The sequence below is a fragment of the Pseudocitrobacter vendiensis genome (genome assembly GCF_943590815.1).
Classification (GTDB): domain Bacteria; phylum Pseudomonadota; class Gammaproteobacteria; order Enterobacterales; family Enterobacteriaceae; genus Pseudocitrobacter; species Pseudocitrobacter vendiensis.
The window spans coordinates 1-16,730 of record NZ_CALSBS010000010.1 but is presented as its reverse complement, the minus strand read 5'-3'; the positions used below and the strand labels follow the sequence as shown (position 1 = coordinate 16,730).

General features: G+C 53.2%; 18 protein-coding genes. All 18 read left to right on the top strand.

Annotated elements, in window-relative coordinates; genetic code table 11:
• The first annotated feature begins 59 nt into the window (after positions 1-59).
• The 18 genes from NMC31_RS12380 to NMC31_RS12295 all read left to right on the top strand — a co-directional run bounded on the left by NMC31_RS12380 (position 60) and on the right by NMC31_RS12295 (position 16,714).
• A complete protein-coding gene (locus tag NMC31_RS12380) occupies positions 60-1,724 on the top strand; it encodes a bifunctional 3-(3-hydroxy-phenyl)propionate/3-hydroxycinnamic acid hydroxylase (RefSeq protein ID WP_253898101.1) in 1,665 nt (554 codons plus the stop codon).
• A gap of 1 nt (position 1,725) precedes the next feature.
• On the top strand, positions 1,726-2,670 hold the full coding sequence (gene mhpB, locus NMC31_RS12375) for a 2,3-dihydroxyphenylpropionate/2,3-dihydroxicinnamic acid 1,2-dioxygenase (protein WP_253898100.1): 945 nt from the start codon (positions 1,726-1,728) through the stop codon (positions 2,668-2,670).
• A 14-nt stretch (positions 2,671-2,684) separates the two neighbouring features.
• Positions 2,685-3,551 (top strand): 2-hydroxy-6-oxonona-2,4-dienedioate hydrolase, encoded by an 867-nt coding sequence (mhpC, locus tag NMC31_RS12370; protein WP_253898099.1) that lies wholly within the window; start codon positions 2,685-2,687, stop codon positions 3,549-3,551.
• 9 nt (positions 3,552-3,560) lie between these two features.
• Entirely contained in the window at positions 3,561-4,367 is an 807-nt protein-coding gene (gene mhpD, locus NMC31_RS12365; RefSeq protein WP_253898098.1) for a 2-keto-4-pentenoate hydratase, read from the top strand.
• Positions 4,364-5,314: an acetaldehyde dehydrogenase gene (gene mhpF / locus NMC31_RS12360; protein WP_149462655.1), complete on the top strand. Its 951-nt coding sequence runs from the start codon at positions 4,364-4,366 to the stop codon at positions 5,312-5,314. The genes mhpD and mhpF overlap by 4 nt, the downstream gene beginning before the upstream one ends.
• A complete protein-coding gene (gene mhpE / locus NMC31_RS12355) occupies positions 5,311-6,324 on the top strand; it encodes a 4-hydroxy-2-oxovalerate aldolase (RefSeq protein WP_149462654.1) in 1,014 nt (337 codons plus the stop codon). Before mhpF ends, mhpE begins: the two co-directional genes overlap by 4 nt.
• A gap of 122 nt (positions 6,325-6,446) precedes the next feature.
• Complete coding sequence (gene mhpT, locus NMC31_RS12350) at positions 6,447-7,664, top strand: 3-(3-hydroxy-phenyl)propionate transporter MhpT (RefSeq protein ID WP_253898097.1); 1,218 nt, start codon at positions 6,447-6,449, stop codon at positions 7,662-7,664.
• 219 nt (positions 7,665-7,883) lie between these two features.
• Positions 7,884-8,240, top strand: a complete 357-nt coding sequence (gene hinT / locus NMC31_RS12345; protein ID WP_253898096.1) for a purine nucleoside phosphoramidase — start codon at positions 7,884-7,886, stop codon at positions 8,238-8,240.
• Positions 8,241-8,243: 3 nt separating this feature from the next.
• Positions 8,244-8,618 (top strand): YcfL family putative periplasmic lipoprotein, encoded by a 375-nt coding sequence (locus tag NMC31_RS12340; protein ID WP_015964224.1) that lies wholly within the window; start codon positions 8,244-8,246, stop codon positions 8,616-8,618.
• Between the two features lie 22 nt (positions 8,619-8,640).
• Entirely contained in the window at positions 8,641-9,279 is a 639-nt protein-coding gene (lpoB, locus tag NMC31_RS12335; protein ID WP_253898173.1) for a penicillin-binding protein activator LpoB, read from the top strand.
• On the top strand, positions 9,260-10,084 hold the full coding sequence (thiK, locus tag NMC31_RS12330; RefSeq protein ID WP_253898095.1) for a thiamine kinase: 825 nt from the start codon (positions 9,260-9,262) through the stop codon (positions 10,082-10,084). Before lpoB ends, thiK begins: the two co-directional genes overlap by 20 nt.
• Positions 10,085-10,095: 11 nt before the next feature.
• Positions 10,096-11,121, top strand: coding sequence for a beta-N-acetylhexosaminidase (gene nagZ / locus NMC31_RS12325; protein ID WP_253898172.1), 1,026 nt, complete (start codon positions 10,096-10,098; stop codon positions 11,119-11,121).
• Between the two features lie 33 nt (positions 11,122-11,154).
• On the top strand, positions 11,155-11,697 hold the full coding sequence (gene ycfP, locus NMC31_RS12320; protein ID WP_149462650.1) for an alpha/beta hydrolase YcfP: 543 nt from the start codon (positions 11,155-11,157) through the stop codon (positions 11,695-11,697).
• A gap of 271 nt (positions 11,698-11,968) precedes the next feature.
• On the top strand, positions 11,969-13,273 hold the full coding sequence (locus tag NMC31_RS12315; protein WP_015964229.1) for an NAD(P)/FAD-dependent oxidoreductase: 1,305 nt from the start codon (positions 11,969-11,971) through the stop codon (positions 13,271-13,273).
• 195 nt (positions 13,274-13,468) lie between these two features.
• Positions 13,469-14,008, top strand: coding sequence for a glycine zipper 2TM domain-containing protein (locus NMC31_RS12310; RefSeq protein ID WP_253898094.1), 540 nt, complete (start codon positions 13,469-13,471; stop codon positions 14,006-14,008).
• A 337-nt stretch (positions 14,009-14,345) separates the two neighbouring features.
• Complete coding sequence (locus NMC31_RS12305) at positions 14,346-15,260, top strand: hypothetical protein (protein ID WP_253898093.1); 915 nt, start codon at positions 14,346-14,348, stop codon at positions 15,258-15,260.
• 126 nt (positions 15,261-15,386) lie between these two features.
• Positions 15,387-15,695, top strand: a complete 309-nt coding sequence (locus tag NMC31_RS12300) for a hypothetical protein (protein WP_253898092.1) — start codon at positions 15,387-15,389, stop codon at positions 15,693-15,695.
• 605 nt (positions 15,696-16,300) lie between these two features.
• Positions 16,301-16,714: an SEL1-like repeat protein gene (locus NMC31_RS12295; RefSeq protein ID WP_436650257.1), complete on the top strand. Its 414-nt coding sequence runs from the start codon at positions 16,301-16,303 to the stop codon at positions 16,712-16,714.
• Positions 16,715-16,730 lie beyond the last annotated feature (16 nt).

Here is a 16,730-nt window from a genome sequence, read left to right as displayed (position 1 = left end):
CAAATGGCGGCGCGGGCGTATCCGTACCGGTCATTTGGTCCGAGAAGTGAGGTAATGACATGACAACGATAAATCCCGATATCCAGCCTGCCGTTCAGCAGTCCGCTCAGGTCGCCATTATTGGCGCGGGCCCGGTTGGCCTGATGATGGCGAACTACCTTGGGCAGATGGGCGTCGAGGTACTGGTGGTTGAGAAGCTCGACAAACTGATCGACTACCCGCGCGCCATCGGTATTGACGATGAAGCGCTGCGCGCTATGCAGTCGGTCGGCCTGGTGGAGAACGTGTTGCCGCATACCACGCCGTGGCATGCGATGCGTTTCCTGACGCCGAAGGGTCGCTGCTTTGCCGATATTCAGCCGATGACCGACGAGTTTGGCTGGTCGCGGCGCAATGCCTTTATTCAGCCGCAGGTCGATGCGGTGATGTATGAAGGGCTATCGCGTTTCCCGAATGTGCGAGTGCTTTTCTCGCGCGAGCTGGAAGCGTTTAGTCAGAATGGTGACAGTGTCACGATTAATCTACAAGGCCCGGAAGGCCAGCGCGAAACGGTGAAAGCCGACTGGCTGGTTGCCTGCGATGGTGGGGCGAGCGTGGTGCGTCGTACGCTCAATGTGCCGTTTGAAGGCAAAACTGCGCCGAATAAATGGATAGTGATTGATATCGCCAACGACCCTTTATCGACACCGCACATTTACCTGTGCTGCGACCCGGTGCGCCCTTATGTCTCTGCCGCGCTGCCGCATGGCGTACGCCGTTTCGAGTTTATGGTAATGCCTGGCGAAACCGAAGAACAACTGAGCGAACCGCACAACATGCGTCAGTTGTTGAGCAAAGTGTTGCCGAATCCTGATCACGTCGAACTGATTCGCCAGCGCGTTTACACCCACAACGCGCGCATTGCCGAACGTTTCCGCGTTGATCGCGTGCTGCTGGCGGGCGATGCCGCACACATCATGCCCGTCTGGCAGGGTCAGGGTTACAACAGCGGGATGCGCGACGCCTTCAACCTCGCCTGGAAACTGGCGCTGGTGGTGAACGGTAAAGCGGGCGACCGTCTGCTCGACACCTACCAGCAGGAGCGTCGCGATCATGCCAAAGCGATGATTGATTTATCCGTTACCGCTGGAAACGTTCTCGCCCCGGCAAAACGCTGGCACGGCAACGTGCGTGATGGCATCTCCTGGTTGCTGAACTACATCCCGCCGGTAAAACGTTACTTCCTTGAAATGCGCTTTAAACCGATGCCGCAGTATCGTGAAGGGGCGCTGGTGATGGCCCCTGGCGCCAAAAACTCCCCGGTCGGCAAGATGTTTATTCAGCCGAAAGTGACCCGCGAAAGCGGCGAGGTGACGCTGCTGGATGACGTGATTGGCGCGAACTTCGCCATTATCGGCTGGGGCTGTAACCCGCTGTGGGGCATGAGCGAGCAGCAAATTGCCCGTTGGCGCGCATTGGGTACGCAATTCATTCAGGTCGTGCCAGAGGTTCAGATCCACACCCCGCAGGACAACGTCGACGGCGTGATTCGCTTAGGCGATACGCAAAACCGCCTGAAAACCTGGTTCGCCGCCCAGGACGCGTCGCTGGCGGTTATTCGCCCGGACCGCTTCGTCGCCGCGCTGGCCATCCCGCAAACGCTGGGTAACCAACTTAATCAGCTTGCCAGCGTCATGGCGTTGCAAGCCGTTTCATCCTCCGCTCCTGTTGAAAAGGTGGCCTGATATGAACGCATATCTGCATTGTCTCTCCCACACGCCGCTGGTCGGCTATGTCGACCCGGCACAGCCGGTACTGGATGAAGTGGATGGCGTGATTGCCGCCGCGCGCGAACGCATTGCCGCTTTTGACCCGGAACTGGTGGTGCTGTTTGCCCCCGATCACTACAACGGTTTCTTCTACGACGTGATGCCGCCGTTCTGCCTGGGCGTTGGCGCGACGGCGATTGGCGACTTTTCCAGCGCGGCGGGGGAACTGCCGGTGCCGACGGATATCGCGGAAGCTTGTGCGCACTACAGCATGAAAAACGGTATCGACCTGGCGGTGTCCTACTGCATGCAGGTGGACCACGGTTTTGCCCAGCCGCTGGAGTTTCTGTTAGGCGGTCTGGATTCTCGCCCGGTGCTGCCGATCTTCATTAACGGTGTCGCCACGCCGCTGCCAGGTTTCCAGCGTACCCGCATGATGGGGGAAGTGATTGGCCGTTTTCTCACCACGCTCAACAAGCGTGTGCTGATTCTGGGTTCTGGTGGGTTATCGCATCAACCGCCAGTGCCGGAGCTGGCGAAGGTCGATGCGCATATGCGCGACCGCCTGCTGGGCAGCGGGAAGCATCTGCCGCCGGATGAGCGCGAGCTGCGTCAGCGCCGCGTTATCGAAGCCGCCGAGAAGTTTATTGAAGATCAGAAAAGCCTGCATCCGCTTAACCCGGTCTGGGATAACCAGTTTATGACGCTACTTGAGCAGAAGCGTTTGGGCGAACTGGATGCTGTCAGTAATGAAGAGCTTTCGGCCATTGCCGGGAAATCTACTCACGAAATTAAGACCTGGGTTGCCGCGTTCGCCGCGCTGTCGGCCTTTGGCGACTATCGCACCGAGGGGCGTTACTACCGCCCAATCCCTGAATGGATTGCCGGTTTCGGTTCCCTCAGCGCCCGTTCACAGAATTAAAGCAGGAGAAAACAATGACCTATCAACCGCAAACCGAAGCCGCAACCAGCCGTTTCCTGAATGTTGAAGAGGGCGGCCAGACGCTGCGCATCCATTTTAACGATTGTGGGCAGGGCGATGAAACCGTCGTCATGCTGCACGGGTCTGGCCCCGGTGCAACGGGCTGGGCGAACTTTAGCCGTAATATTGACCCGCTGGTGGAAGCCGGGTACCGCGTTATCCTGCTCGATTGCCCTGGCTGGGGGAAGAGCGACACCATTATTAACAGTGGTTCCCGTTCTGACCTGAACGCCCGCATTCTGAAAAGCGTAGTAGATCAACTGGATATCCAGAAGGTGCATCTGCTGGGCAACTCCATGGGCGGGCACAGTGCGGTGGCGTTTACCCTGACCTGGCCGGAGCGCGTCGGCAAACTGGTACTGATGGGCGGCGGTACGGGCGGGATGAGCCTGTTCACCCCGATGCCAACGGAAGGCATCAAGCTGCTGAACGGCCTGTATCGCGAACCGAATATCGACAACCTGAAGAAGATGATGAACATCTTCGTCTATGACCCGAGCGATCTGACCGAAGCGCTGTTTGAAGCGCGTCTCAACAACATGCTGGCACGTCGCGATCATCTGGAAAACTTCATTAAGAGCCTGGAAGCCAACCCGAAACAGTTCCCGGACTTTAGCCCGCGCCTTGCGGAAATTAAAGCACCGACGCTGATTGTCTGGGGCCGCAACGACCGCTTTGTTCCAATGGATGCGGGCCTGCGTCTGCTTTCCGGCATTAACGGTTCAGAGCTGCATATCTACCGCGACTGTGGTCACTGGGCCCAGTGGGAACATGCAGAATCCTTCAACCAGCTGGTGCTGGATTACCTCAACCGCGAATAAGGAGCCGTCATGACCACGTCGTCACTTGAACAACTGGCCGCCGCCCTGCGCGAGGCCGAACAAACCGGGCAGGCTATTGCGCCCCTGCGCGACATTATCGGCCTTGATAATGCCGAAGCCGCCTATGCCATCCAGGCCCTTAATGTGGAAAACGCGGTGGCGAAAGGCCGTCGCGTGGTCGGGCGCAAAATCGGCCTGACCCATCCGAAAGTGCAGCAACAGTTGGGGGTTGACCAGCCGGATTTCGGCACGCTGTTCGCCGATATGTGTTACGGCGACAACGACACCATTCCGTTTGACCGCGTGATGCAGCCGAAAATTGAAGCAGAAATTGCACTGGTGCTGAACCGCGATTTGCAAAACGCCGATACCACCTTTGATGAGCTATACGGCGCTATTGAATGGGTGTTGCCCGCGCTGGAAGTGGTGGGTAGCCGCGTGCGCGACTGGTCAATTAAGTTTGTCGACACGGTGGCGGACAACGCGTCCTGTGGCGTGTACGTCATCGGTAGCCCGGCGATGCGCCCGGCAGGGTTAGATCTGAAAAACTGCACCATGCGTATGACGCGTAATAACGAAGAGGTGTCCAGCGGGCGCGGCAGTGAATGCCTGGGGCATCCGCTTAACGCCGCCGTCTGGCTGGCGCGCAAGATGGCGAGCCTCGGAGAACCGCTGCGTGCAGGTGACATCGTGCTGACCGGCGCATTGGGCCCGATGGTCGCCATCAATCCCGGCGATCGTTTCGAGGCACTTATTGAAGGTATTGGTTCTGTGGCAGCCACGTTCTCTGCCGCACAAGAAGGAAGTCAGTCATGAGTAAGATAAAAGTCGCCATCATCGGTTCAGGTAATATCGGCACCGATCTGATGATCAAAATTTTGCGTAACGGCAAGCACCTTGAGATGGCGGTGATGGTCGGGATTGACCCGGAATCCGACGGCCTTGCACGTGCGCGTCGCATGGGCGTCGCCACCACCCATGAAGGCGTCAATGGCCTGATGGCCATGCCGGAATTCGCCGATATTGATATCGTCTTTGACGCTACCAGCGCCGGGGCGCACGTTAAAAACGACGCTGCGCTGCGCGCAAAGAAACCCAATATTCGCCTGATTGACCTGACGCCTGCGGCAATTGGCCCGTACTGCGTGCCGGTGGTGAATCTCGATAAAAACCTCAGTCAGGGCAACGTCAATATGGTGACCTGCGGTGGCCAGGCGACCATTCCAATGGTGGCGGCAGTTTCCCGCGTGGCGAAGGTCCATTACGCAGAAATTATCGCCTCGATTTCCAGTAAATCTGCCGGGCCGGGCACACGCGCCAATATCGATGAATTTACCGAAACCACCTCGCAGGCCATTGAAGTGGTGGGCGGCGCGGCGAAAGGCAAAGCCATCATTATTCTCAACCCGGCAGAGCCGCCGGTGATGATGCGTGACACGGTGTATGTGCTGAGCGAGGACGCCTCGCAAATCGAAATTGAAGCGTCGATTGAAGAGATGGCCGCAGCCGTGCAGGCGTATGTGCCGGGGTATCGCCTGAAGCAAAAAGTCCAGTTTGAAATTATTCCGCAGGATAAACCGGTGACTATTCCGGGTATCGGTCAGTTCTCCGGGCTGAAAACAGCGGTGTATCTGGAAGTCGAAGGCGCGGCGCACTATCTGCCCGCCTATGCCGGAAACCTCGATATCATGACCTCAGCGGCGATGTCGACGGCGGAAAAAATGGCGCAAACCATGGTGAAAGCAGCAGGAGAAGTCGCATGAACGGTAAAAAACTCTATATCTCCGACGTCACGCTGCGTGACGGCATGCACGCCATTCGCCATCAGTATTCATTAGACAATGTACGCCAGATTGCCAAAGCGCTGGATGACGCGCGAGTGGACTCCATCGAAGTGGCGCACGGCGATGGTTTACAGGGTTCCAGCTTTAACTACGGCTTCGGCGCGTACAGCGACATTGAATGGATTGAAGCTGCCGCCGATACGGTGAAACACGCCAAAATCGCCACCTTACTGATTCCGGGCATCGGCACGCTGCATGACCTGAAAGCCGCTTATCAGGCTGGCGCGCGCGTGGTGCGCGTGGCGACCCACTGCACTGAAGCGGATGTCTCCGCACAGCATATCGCGTTCGCGCGTGAGCTGGGCATGGATACCGTCGGCTTCCTGATGATGAGCCATATGACCACGCCGGAAAATCTGGCGAAACAGGCGAAGCTGATGGAAGGCTACGGCGCAACCTGCATCTATGTGGTTGATTCCGGCGGCGCGATGAACATGAACGATATTCGCGACCGTTTCCGCGCACTGAAAGCGGTGCTCAAGCCGGAAACGCAAACCGGGATGCACGCACACCATAACCTGAGCCTTGGCGTGGCAAACTCGATCGTGGCGGTGGAAGAGGGGTGTGACCGTATTGACGCAAGCCTGGCGGGAATGGGTGCAGGGGCAGGGAATGCGCCTCTGGAAGTGTTTATTGCCGCAGCGGATAAGCTCGGCTGGGATCACGGCACCGATCTGTACGCGCTGATGGCGGCGGCAGACGATCTGGTGCGTCCGTTACAGGATCGCCCAGTGCGTGTTGACCGTGAAACGCTGGCGCTCGGTTATGCCGGTGTGTATTCAAGCTTCCTGCGTCACAGTGAAGTGGCGGCGCAGCGCTACGGCCTGAGCGCGGTGGATATTCTGGTTGAGCTGGGTAAACGCCGGATGGTTGGCGGCCAGGAAGACATGATCGTCGATGTGGCGCTCGACCTGAAAGCCAAAGCGTAAAACATAACAAGAAAGCTTCGCCCGCCCGGCATGATGCCCGGCGGGCGCGTTTGCAAGGAAAAAATGCGCGGCTGGCAACGTATCAGCCGCCTTTCACCTGTCACCCTCGCAAAGGTAACGCTATGTCGAACATCGCCTCTACACCTGCAACGTCACGCCTGATACTGACTATCGGGCTCTGTTTTTTGGTCGCCCTGATGGAAGGGCTTGATTTACAGGCGGCAGGCATTGCCGCAGTCGGTATCGCCCAGGCTTTTTCGCTCGATAAAATGCAGATGGGCTGGATTTTTAGCGCCGGGATACTGGGTTTGCTGCCCGGCGCGCTGGTCGGCGGAATACTTGCCGATCGTTATGGGCGTAAACGCATTCTGCTGGGTTCGGTGGTGCTGTTTGGTCTCTTTTCGATAGCCACTGCGCTGGCGTGGAGTTTTCCATCGCTGGTCTTTGCGCGTCTGATGACCGGCGTGGGGCTGGGTGCTGCGCTACCTAACCTGATTGCCCTGACCTCTGAAGCGGCAGGCCCGCGTTTTCGCGGCACGGCGGTGAGCCTGATGTACTGTGGCGTGCCGATTGGTGCGGCTCTGGCGGCGGCGCTGGGGTTCAGCGGCCTGGCGCAGGCGTGGCAAACCGTATTCTGGGTTGGCGGCGTGGTGCCGTTGCTGCTGGTGCCCTTGCTGATGCGCTGGTTGCCCGAATCGCAGGCTTTCACCCATCAACAAACGTCATCTCCCGCGCCGCTGCGCGCGTTACTCGCGTCGGGGACGGCATCGTCCACGTTACTGCTGTGGCTCTGTTACTTCTTTACCCTGCTAGTTGTGTACATGTTGATTAACTGGCTGCCAATACTGCTGGTCGATCAGGGCTTTAGTGGCTCACAGGCGGCGGGCGTGATGTTTGCTCTGCAAATCGGCGCAGCGGTGGGGACGCTTGTTCTCGGTGCGCTGATGGATAAACTGAGCCCAATGCGCATGTCGCTGCTGATTTACAGCGGGATGCTGGCCTCGCTGCTGGCGCTGGGCTCGGCGGAATCACTGAGCACGATGCTGCTTTCCGGCTTTGTCGCTGGGCTGTTTGCAACAGGCGGGCAGAGCGTACTGTATGCGCTGGCACCACTCTTTTATCGCACCGAAATCCGCGCCACGGGCGTGGGTACGGCGGTAGCGATTGGCCGACTGGGGGCGATGAGCGGCCCGCTGCTGGCCGGAAAAATGCTGGCGCTGGGTACCGGCACGGTGGGGGTGATGGCAGCCTCCGCGCCGGGGATCGTTTTAGCGGGCGTGGCGGTTTTCTGGTTAATGAATCGACAGAAGCAAGCATCCACCGCGATCGAAGCTTCTTAAGCGCAATTTTACCGGGCGGCGCAATGCTGCCCGGCCTATCAATTTCCCACTGTTTTGACCCTCTTGCCGGGGTTTTTCCGAGTTAATACAATAAAAAACGTAATCAGGTTGAAAGACAACGAGTAAGTCGCTCATACTCTTACCCAGTCTCCCGTGCATCAGAAAAGCCTGAAGATCAATAACAGGAATTCGCACGGTCGCATAATTAAGGAATCCCTCATGGCAGAAGAAACTATTTTCAGCAAAATTATTCGTCGCGAAATCCCGTCGGATATCGTTTATCAGGATGAGCTGGTTACCGCGTTCCGCGATATCTCCCCACAGGCGCCGACTCACGTTCTGATCGTGCCTAATATCCTGATTGCCACCACTAATGACGTGGCGCCTGAACACGAACAGGTGCTGGGCCGCATGGTGGCCGTGGCGGCAAAAATTGCCCGCGACGAAGGCATTGCTGATGATGGCTATCGTCTGATCATGAACTGCAACCGCCACGGCGGGCAGGAAGTCTTCCATATTCATATGCATCTGCTGGGCGGTCGTCCGCTCGGGCCGATGCTGGCTCATAAAGGTTAAGTGATGAAAGCAGGCTTTTCAGCTGCGCTATTGGCTGCATTTTTGCTGGCTGGTTGTGGCTCGCAACCGGAAATTCCGGTGGGCGATCAGCAAACGCTGGTGATGGAATCGAATGTTCTGGCCGCCGGGATCAGCGCGGAAAAGCCTGAACTGACGCGGTCGGAAATTCAGGCGACCGCCAGCGCGAAGTTGTTCAATGAAAGGCGTGAACCTGTCACCCTTCATTATCGTTTTTACTGGTATGAAGCCAGAGGACTGGAAATGCACCCGCTTGAAGCGCCGCGTACCGTCACCATCCCGGCTATGGGATCGGTCACGCTGTACGGCAGCGCCAGCAGCTTGGGCGCACATAAAGTCCGACTTTATCTTTATTTGTAAGGGGTAAACCGGAATGACTACATTGCGTCGCTATGCGTTAATCTCGGCACTGGCTGTCCTGCTCTCCGGGTGCGTGGTGAAACAAGAACAACCTGCACCAGTGGAAGAGGCGAAGCCGACACCGCAACAGCCAGTCGAACCGCAGCAGCCGGTACCGACGGTGCCTTCTGTTCCGACGATCCCGCAGCAGCCTGGCCCTATTGAGCATCAGGACCAACAGCCGTCGCAGCCTGCGCCTCGTGTACGTCACTATGACTGGAATGGCGCGGTACAGCCGATGGCAGGCAAAATGTTGCAGGCGAGCGGCGTGAACGCGGGCAGCATTCTGCTGGTCGATAGCGTGAATAACCGCACCAACGGAACGTTAAACGCGGCGGAAGCGACAACGGCGCTGCGTAACGCACTGACCGGCAACGGTAAATTCACCCTGGTTTCCGCGCAGCAACTGGCCGTTGCCAAACAGCAGCTTGGCCTGTCGCCGCAGGATAGTCTCGGTTCACGTAGCAAAGCGATGGGTATTGCCCGCAACGTCGGCGCACAGTATGTACTGTATAGCAACGCCACCGGCAACGTGAATTCCCCGGTACTGAAAATGCAGCTGATGCTGGTGCAGACGGGCGAAATTATCTGGTCAGGTAGCGGTGCCGTTTCGCAACAATAAGCTTACGCGTGATGCGATTCTGTCACGCTATTTCCCGCACTATCATCTCGTCACCAGCCCTGATTATTCAGGGCTGAGCGGGAGTAGCTGTATCATCGCCTGCGGTGAGCAGCAGCGAGTTTTGCGCCAGCATCACACGGCGCAGGTCCGCGAATTTCACTTCTTGCGTCAGTATCACGCGCTCACGCGTTTACCCGCCACGCTCGCCCCGAAGCCGGTTTTTTATACATCAGGCTGGATGGCCGTTGAATTTTTCAGCGGAGAGGTGAAAAGCGTGCTGCCGCCCCCTCGCCAACTGGCGTCTCTCCTGTATCATCTGCATCAGCAGCCGCGTTTTGGCTGGCGCGTAACGGTGCTACCGTTGCTGGAACGCTACTGGCAGCAGTGCCACCCTGCGCGACGCACACCGTTCTGGCTGCGCACGTTGCATCGCCTACAAAAGCAGCGAGAGCCGCAGCCGCTGCGCCTTTCGCCATTGCATATGGATGTTCACGCGGGCAACATTGTGCATACCCCTGTCGGGTTGCGGCTGATTGACTGGGAGTATGCCGGGGACGGCGACATCGCGCTGGAGCTGGCGTCGGTGTGGATGCACGACGCGCGTCAACGCCGTGACTACAGCGATGCGTACGCAGCACAGGCGAGCATTGCGCCAGGCGTGCTTTGGCAACAGATTTTACGCTGGCGGCCCTGGGTGTTAATGCTCATGGCGGGCTGGTATGAGTGTCGCTGGCAGCAAACCGGCGACCGACAATTTATCACGCTGGCAGATGAAATTTGGTGTCAGTTAAAGGAAAAACGATAAGAGAGGTCAGTGTGGGTCCGGTAATGTTGGATGTAGAAGGCTACGAGCTGGATGCGGAAGAGCGCGAGATTCTGGCGCATCCGCTGGTGGGCGGCCTGATTTTATTTACCCGTAACTATCATGATCCGGCGCAGCTACGCGAACTGGTGCGCCAGATCCGCGAGGCGTCGCACAATCATCTGGTGGTGGCGGTCGATCAAGAAGGTGGCCGGGTACAGCGTTTCCGTGAAGGCTTTACTCGCCTGCCTGCAGCACAATCTTTTGCCGCCGTACTCGGCGAGAAAGAGGGCGGACGCCTGGCGGTTGAGGCCGGTTGGCTGATGGCCAGCGAAATGATCGCCATGGATATTGATATCAGCTTTGCCCCGGTGCTGGACGTCGGGCATATCAGCGCCGCGATCGGCGAGCGCTCTTATCATGCGGATCCGCAAAAAGCGCTGACGATGGCGCGTCACTTTATCGACGGTATGCACAGCGCCGGTATGAAAACCACCGGCAAACACTTCCCGGGTCACGGCGCAGTCACCGCTGATTCACATAAAGAGACGCCGCGCGATCCGCGTCGCGAAGCCGACATTCGCGCGAAAGATATGGCGGTGTTCCAGACGCTGATTACGGAAAACAAACTCGATGCCATTATGCCTGCGCACGTCATCTACAGCGACGTAGACCCGCGCCCGGCAAGCGGCTCGCCGCACTGGCTCAAAACCGTGTTGCGCGGTGAGTTAGGCTTCGATGGCGTGATTTTCTCTGACGATTTGTCGATGGAAGGCGCGGCGATTATGGGCAGCTACGCCGAGCGCGGTCAGGCATCGCTGGATGCGGGTTGCGATATGATCCTGGTCTGCAATAATCGTAAAGGCGCGGTCAGCGTTCTTGATAACCTGTCGCCGATCAATGCTGAACGTGTTACGAAATTGTATCATAAAGGTTCATTTACGCGTCAGGCGTTGAGGGATTCCGCCCGCTGGAAGACCGTCAGCGCGCAACTGGAACAGCTCCATGAACGCTGGCAGGACGTGAAGGCAGGCCATTAACCCTCCCGACAAGGGAGTTGTGGTGAGGATCAAATGATTATCTATTTGCACGGTTTTGACTCGAATAGCCCAGGCAACCATGAAAAAGTGTTGCAGCTTCAGTTTATCGACCCGGATGTGCGGTTGATTAGCTACAGTACGCTGCATCCAAAACATGACATGCAGCATCTGCTGAAAGAAGTGGACAAAATGTTGCAGCTCAACGTTGACGATCGCCCGCTGATTTGTGGTGTGGGGCTCGGTGGCTACTGGGCGGAACGCATCGGCTTTTTATGCGATGTGCGTCAGGTTATCTTTAACCCGAACCTGTTCCCTAACGAGAACATGGACGGGAAGATTGACCGCCCGGAAGAGTATGTTGATATTGCCACCAAGTGTGTGAACAACTTCCGCGAGAAAAACCGCGACCGCTGCCTGGCGATCCTTTCCCGGAAGGATGAGGCGCTCGACAGCCAGCGTTCGGCACAGGAACTGCATCACTTTTATGAAATTATCTGGGATGACGTTCAGGGGCATAAATTCAAAAGTATCTCGCCACATCTGCAACGTATCAAAGCCTTTAAAACCTTAGGCTAAAACTGTTTTATCACGCCCCGTTCTGGGGCGTGAAATGTTAAATTTCCCTCGCTTTTTACTTCTTTTATCCACAAAAAATCCCATGAAACGCTAAAGTTGCTTAACTTCTGCGCGGTAAAACTTGATGCACATCAAATTTGGTATGACCAATGCACCGTTCATGTTATTCTTCTTGCTGCTGAATGGTTTCTGGATAGTAACTTGTTGTTAGTTAAGAGCTATTTTAATAACTTTTAATTAACAATTGGTTAATAATTTTTAAGGGGGTCACGTGACTACACCAATCAAAAGAATCGTTATTGTGGGTGGTGGCGCTGGCGGCCTGGAACTGGCTACTCAACTGGGTAGAAAGCTTGGCCGGAGCAAAAAAGCGAAAATTACGCTGGTGGACCGTAACCACAGCCATCTGTGGAAGCCGCTGCTGCATGAAGTGGCAACCGGTTCGCTGGATGAAGGCGTGGATGCGCTGAGCTACCTGGCGCACGCGCGTAACCATCACTTCCAGTTCCAGTTGGGCTCAGTGATGGACATCAACCGTGAAGCGAAAACTATCACCATCGCAGAACTGCGTGATGAGAAGGGTGACCTGCTGGTGCCGGAACGTAAGCTGGCTTATGACACACTGGTGATGGCGTTGGGCAGCACCTCCAATGATTTCAACACGCCCGGCGTGAAAGAGCACTGCATCTTCCTCGATAACCCGCATCAGGCGCGTCGTTTCCACCAGGAGATGCTGAACCTGTTCCTGAAATATTCAGCGAACCTTGGTGCGAACGGTAAAGTCAACATCGCCATTGTTGGCGGCGGGGCAACGGGCGTCGAGCTGTCAGCCGAACTGCACAACGCGGTGAAACAGCTGCACAGCTACGGCTATAAAGGCCTGACCAACGACGCGCTGAACGTCACGCTGGTGGAAGCGGGCGAACGCATTCTGCCTGCGCTGCCGCCGCGTATTTCCGGCGCCGCGCATAACGAGCTGACCAAAATGGGCGTACGCGTCCTCACGCAGACCATGGTCACCAGCGCTGATGAGGGTGGCCTGCATACCAAAGACGGCGAATATATTCAGGCCGACCTGATGGTGTGGGCAGCGGGCATTAAAGCGCCAGACTTTATGAAAGAGATTGGCGGCCTGGAAACCAACCGTATCAACCAACTGGTGGTTGAGCCGACGTTGCAGACCACGCGCGATGCAGACATTTTTGCCATTGGTGACTGTGCGTCCTGCGCGCGTCCGGAAGGCGGTTTTGTGCCGCCGCGCGCTCAGGCTGCGCACCAGATGGCAACCTGTGCACTGAATAACATTCTGGCGCAGATGAAGGGCAAAGAGCTGAAACCGTATTCTTATAAAGATCACGGCTCGCTGGTTTCACTTTCGAACTACTCGACGGTCGGCAGCCTGATGGGCAACCTGATGCGCGGTTCGATGATGGTTGAAGGTCGCATCGCACGTATGGTGTATATCTCACTCTATCGTATGCACCAGATTGCGCTGCACGGCTATATCAAAACCGGCCTGATGATGTTGGTCGGTAGCATCAACCGTGTTATCCGCCCGCGCCTGAAACTGCACTAATGTCACATGCCGGCCCGACATTCAGTCGGGCCGTTTACAGCAGATTGTTCGCTGACTAACGGAAATTCCCGCTAAGACTCCTCTGAATCGCACTGGTTTGTGGTTTTATCTCGCACTTTTCATCCGCTTTCTCATTTGCTTACCCCCTCGTCAAGTTGCAGAATTGTTAGTATCAGCAACAAAGGAGGATTTCCCGTGAATAAATCGATGTTGGCGGGTATAGGGATTGGCGTTGCAGCCGCGCTTGGCGTGGCGGCAGTCGCCAGCCTTAACGTGTTTGACCGTGGCCCGCAGTATGCGCAGGTGATTTCGGCTAAACCCATCAAGGAAACCGTGAAAACCCCGCGCGAAGAGTGCCGCAATGTAGCCGTGACCCATCGCCGCCCGGTACAGGATGAAAACCGGATTACCGGTTCCGTGCTCGGTGCTGTCGCTGGCGGCGTGATTGGTCACCAGTTTGGTGGCGGACGCGGTAAAGATGTTGCCACGGTGGTAGGGGCATTAGGCGGCGGCTACGCCGGGAATCAGATCCAGGGCTCGATGCAGGATAATGATACCTACACCAGCACCAAGAAACGCTGCAAAACCGTGTATGACAAATCCGAGAAAATGCTTGGGTATGACGTGACGTATAAAATTGGCGACCAGCAGGGGAAAATTCGTATGGATAAAGATCCGGGAACGCAAATTCCGCTGGATAATAATGGCCAATTGGTCCTGACTAACAAAACGTAAAAATAGCGTTAATGTTGTTTTAGCCCCTCATTCGCTCAGGCTGAGGGGCTTTTTTTTGTCTGAATGTTGAGGTGCTCTTTATGGAATCTGAAATATAGTTGGAATGCTGAAGTATCACACCGGGCAGGAGGGCGTTTTTGTAGAATGCAGTTGTGCAGAATACCGCGTGAGCGCTTCAGGGTAGGGCGGTAGCGTGGGAAGGTGGATGGCTAATTTCTTTTAATGAATATTTAAACTTTAACTATCTATGCAGTTATTATTTCGTTGGTGCATGAATGCCGATAATTAATTTGATATTCACATGAAACGCTGACTCGGCAATTTGACAGGTGACAGGATGTTTATAAGATACGTAATATTCATTATTATGATGGCCTGGTGGCAGCCATTATTTGCTTATGATATATCTGAAGATTATTCTGTGCATTACAGATACGGGATGCCAGATTGGGATAGTAAGTTGAATCAAACAGAGGTTTACCCTCGGGTGTGGCCTACAATGGTAGACTACTATGATTATTATGATGATCTTTCAGCGTATGCCGTTTTCCAATATTACACTATCAGTAAAAAGGAGAGCAACTATGGGAAAGGAAAGAACAAAGTTTATCTTCATCTTGCCGTTCGTCAGCAAAAATCTATTGTGAAAGCTACAACGACTATATCCAATAAAAGTCATAGATCGTTTTATGTTCACAGGTTGACACTTCCTCTGCGCGCTAATGGAGGGGCTTATAATTCTTTATGTAGCGGTATTTTTATACCGAAAATGAATAACATTCAATTAGATTTTTTTAAAAAAACAAAATGCAGATTTGGCGATTGGCTAGATAAATCCGTTTGGCACGAGGTATTACCTGGTACATCGTTCTCCTTCGAGACCGCAATGAACTATTACTATGCTTTTTTGCCAGGTATTCATCGTTATGATATAGGAACGGTAGAGTTTACAATAGTTAATAACGAATGGTTTACGGAGCAACGGATATATAAATATTTACTTTCCATTATGAACTGGCGAGCAGAGAGAGTGTGTCTTCACCCTATAGATAAGATAACGTACGGTATAGCTGCGTGGCAGGTTAAAAATATCTGTGGCGTTTATTATGGGAATGGTCTATTTCAGGATTTTATAGAACGTTTTAATTATCATGGTGGTAATAAGAATATTTTTAAAATAAGATCTAATCAGGTGAATGTTACTATTGATGGTGATGTAGCTGCTTCTCCTTATTTGTTGAGAAATGATTAGTGTTAACTCATTATAATTGAATTGTATATATCTTGGTGATTATTACCTCACTCTGTGAATTTTATGCTGATGGCAGTTCCGTTATTAATCCTGCCAGTAATAACGTATTCTGTTTTGGAGCCTAAAATGGATGAAAAATATGCACTTAAAATTGTAGTAGATAAATTGTTAGGTGATGATTCAATACCTGTCAGACTAAGGTTGAACAAAGAATATACCTCAAATGAAATAGAGTCTTTGTATCAGGCGCTTGATTTTCTGGCTGAATATTATACCGAACACGCTATGGTGCCTAAGCTACTTTCTCTTGCACTAACGGATGTGTATGGCATGTTCTCATTCAGAGTGGGTATCTATAGTGAAGATAAATGTAGAGAACTTGAAGATATTGGTATCAAATTACAAGATATGGCAATTGATATTTTCACAAGATAATTCAGGTATTAAACAGCAAATGGTAATTAATGAAACAAGAATGCAATAAAGTGGTGAACCTTGAAGCTTATCAATTGGTTGGATTGATGAGATGGCGGTTCGCAACAATGTGCTAATGATGAATTACATTTCCTTTGATTAAGAGCTGAAAATCAAGTGTGATGGCGTTATTTCATTGAAAGTTGATTTTCCGTGTTTATTGCAAAAATATGGTGATATTTATGCTGGGAATATGGTTGATGTCAGCCATGAATATCGAATTTTAGACAGTAAACAATATTTTGATTATTACTATGATAATTATGATAAGACACCTTTCATTATCATAAAATTAGAGGGGGATTATACGATCAAAGTTATCTGTGTAAGTGTGCCTATTGACTGTAATAATTAAAATAGATGGGATGATGGAAATGTTTTATCGTTGTCCGAGTGAGCAGTAGTCATTATCAAAAACATACTTAGCCAACCAGTGTTACTGAAGCATTAGACTCATCAGGAACACCTATTTCAACGTTAGCAGGAAAGATGTAAAAATCTGATGATGTAAAATATGTGCATGTCACGAGGAAAAGATGCGTATTTTTATTATAGCGCTAACATTAATGGCACCGTTCTATACTTATAGCGGAAAAGTACCTGATTCTAAATCAAACGAAAATGGGCAATGGGTAGCGCAATCAACCGCCTCTATCAATAATTTAAGTGAAGAACAAAAATTAGCACTTGAGGATAAATCAAAAAAAGGGGATGCTGAAGCATCATTTCGACTTTATAGATATTATTGCTTTACTATGAATGATATCAATGGACAGATGAAATATTTAAAGATATCAGCCTCCCAGGGTAACATTGCAGCACAGTATAATTATGGTGTTTCTTTATCCGATGTAAATCCTGTCTTCTCAAAGTATTATGATTTGGATGAGGCTATTTATTGGATAAAGCTCGCTGTTAAAAATGGTGATAATCATGCAAAAAGCAAACTTGAAGAACTCAACAAATTAAAGGGGAAGTAATTATTATTAGAAATAA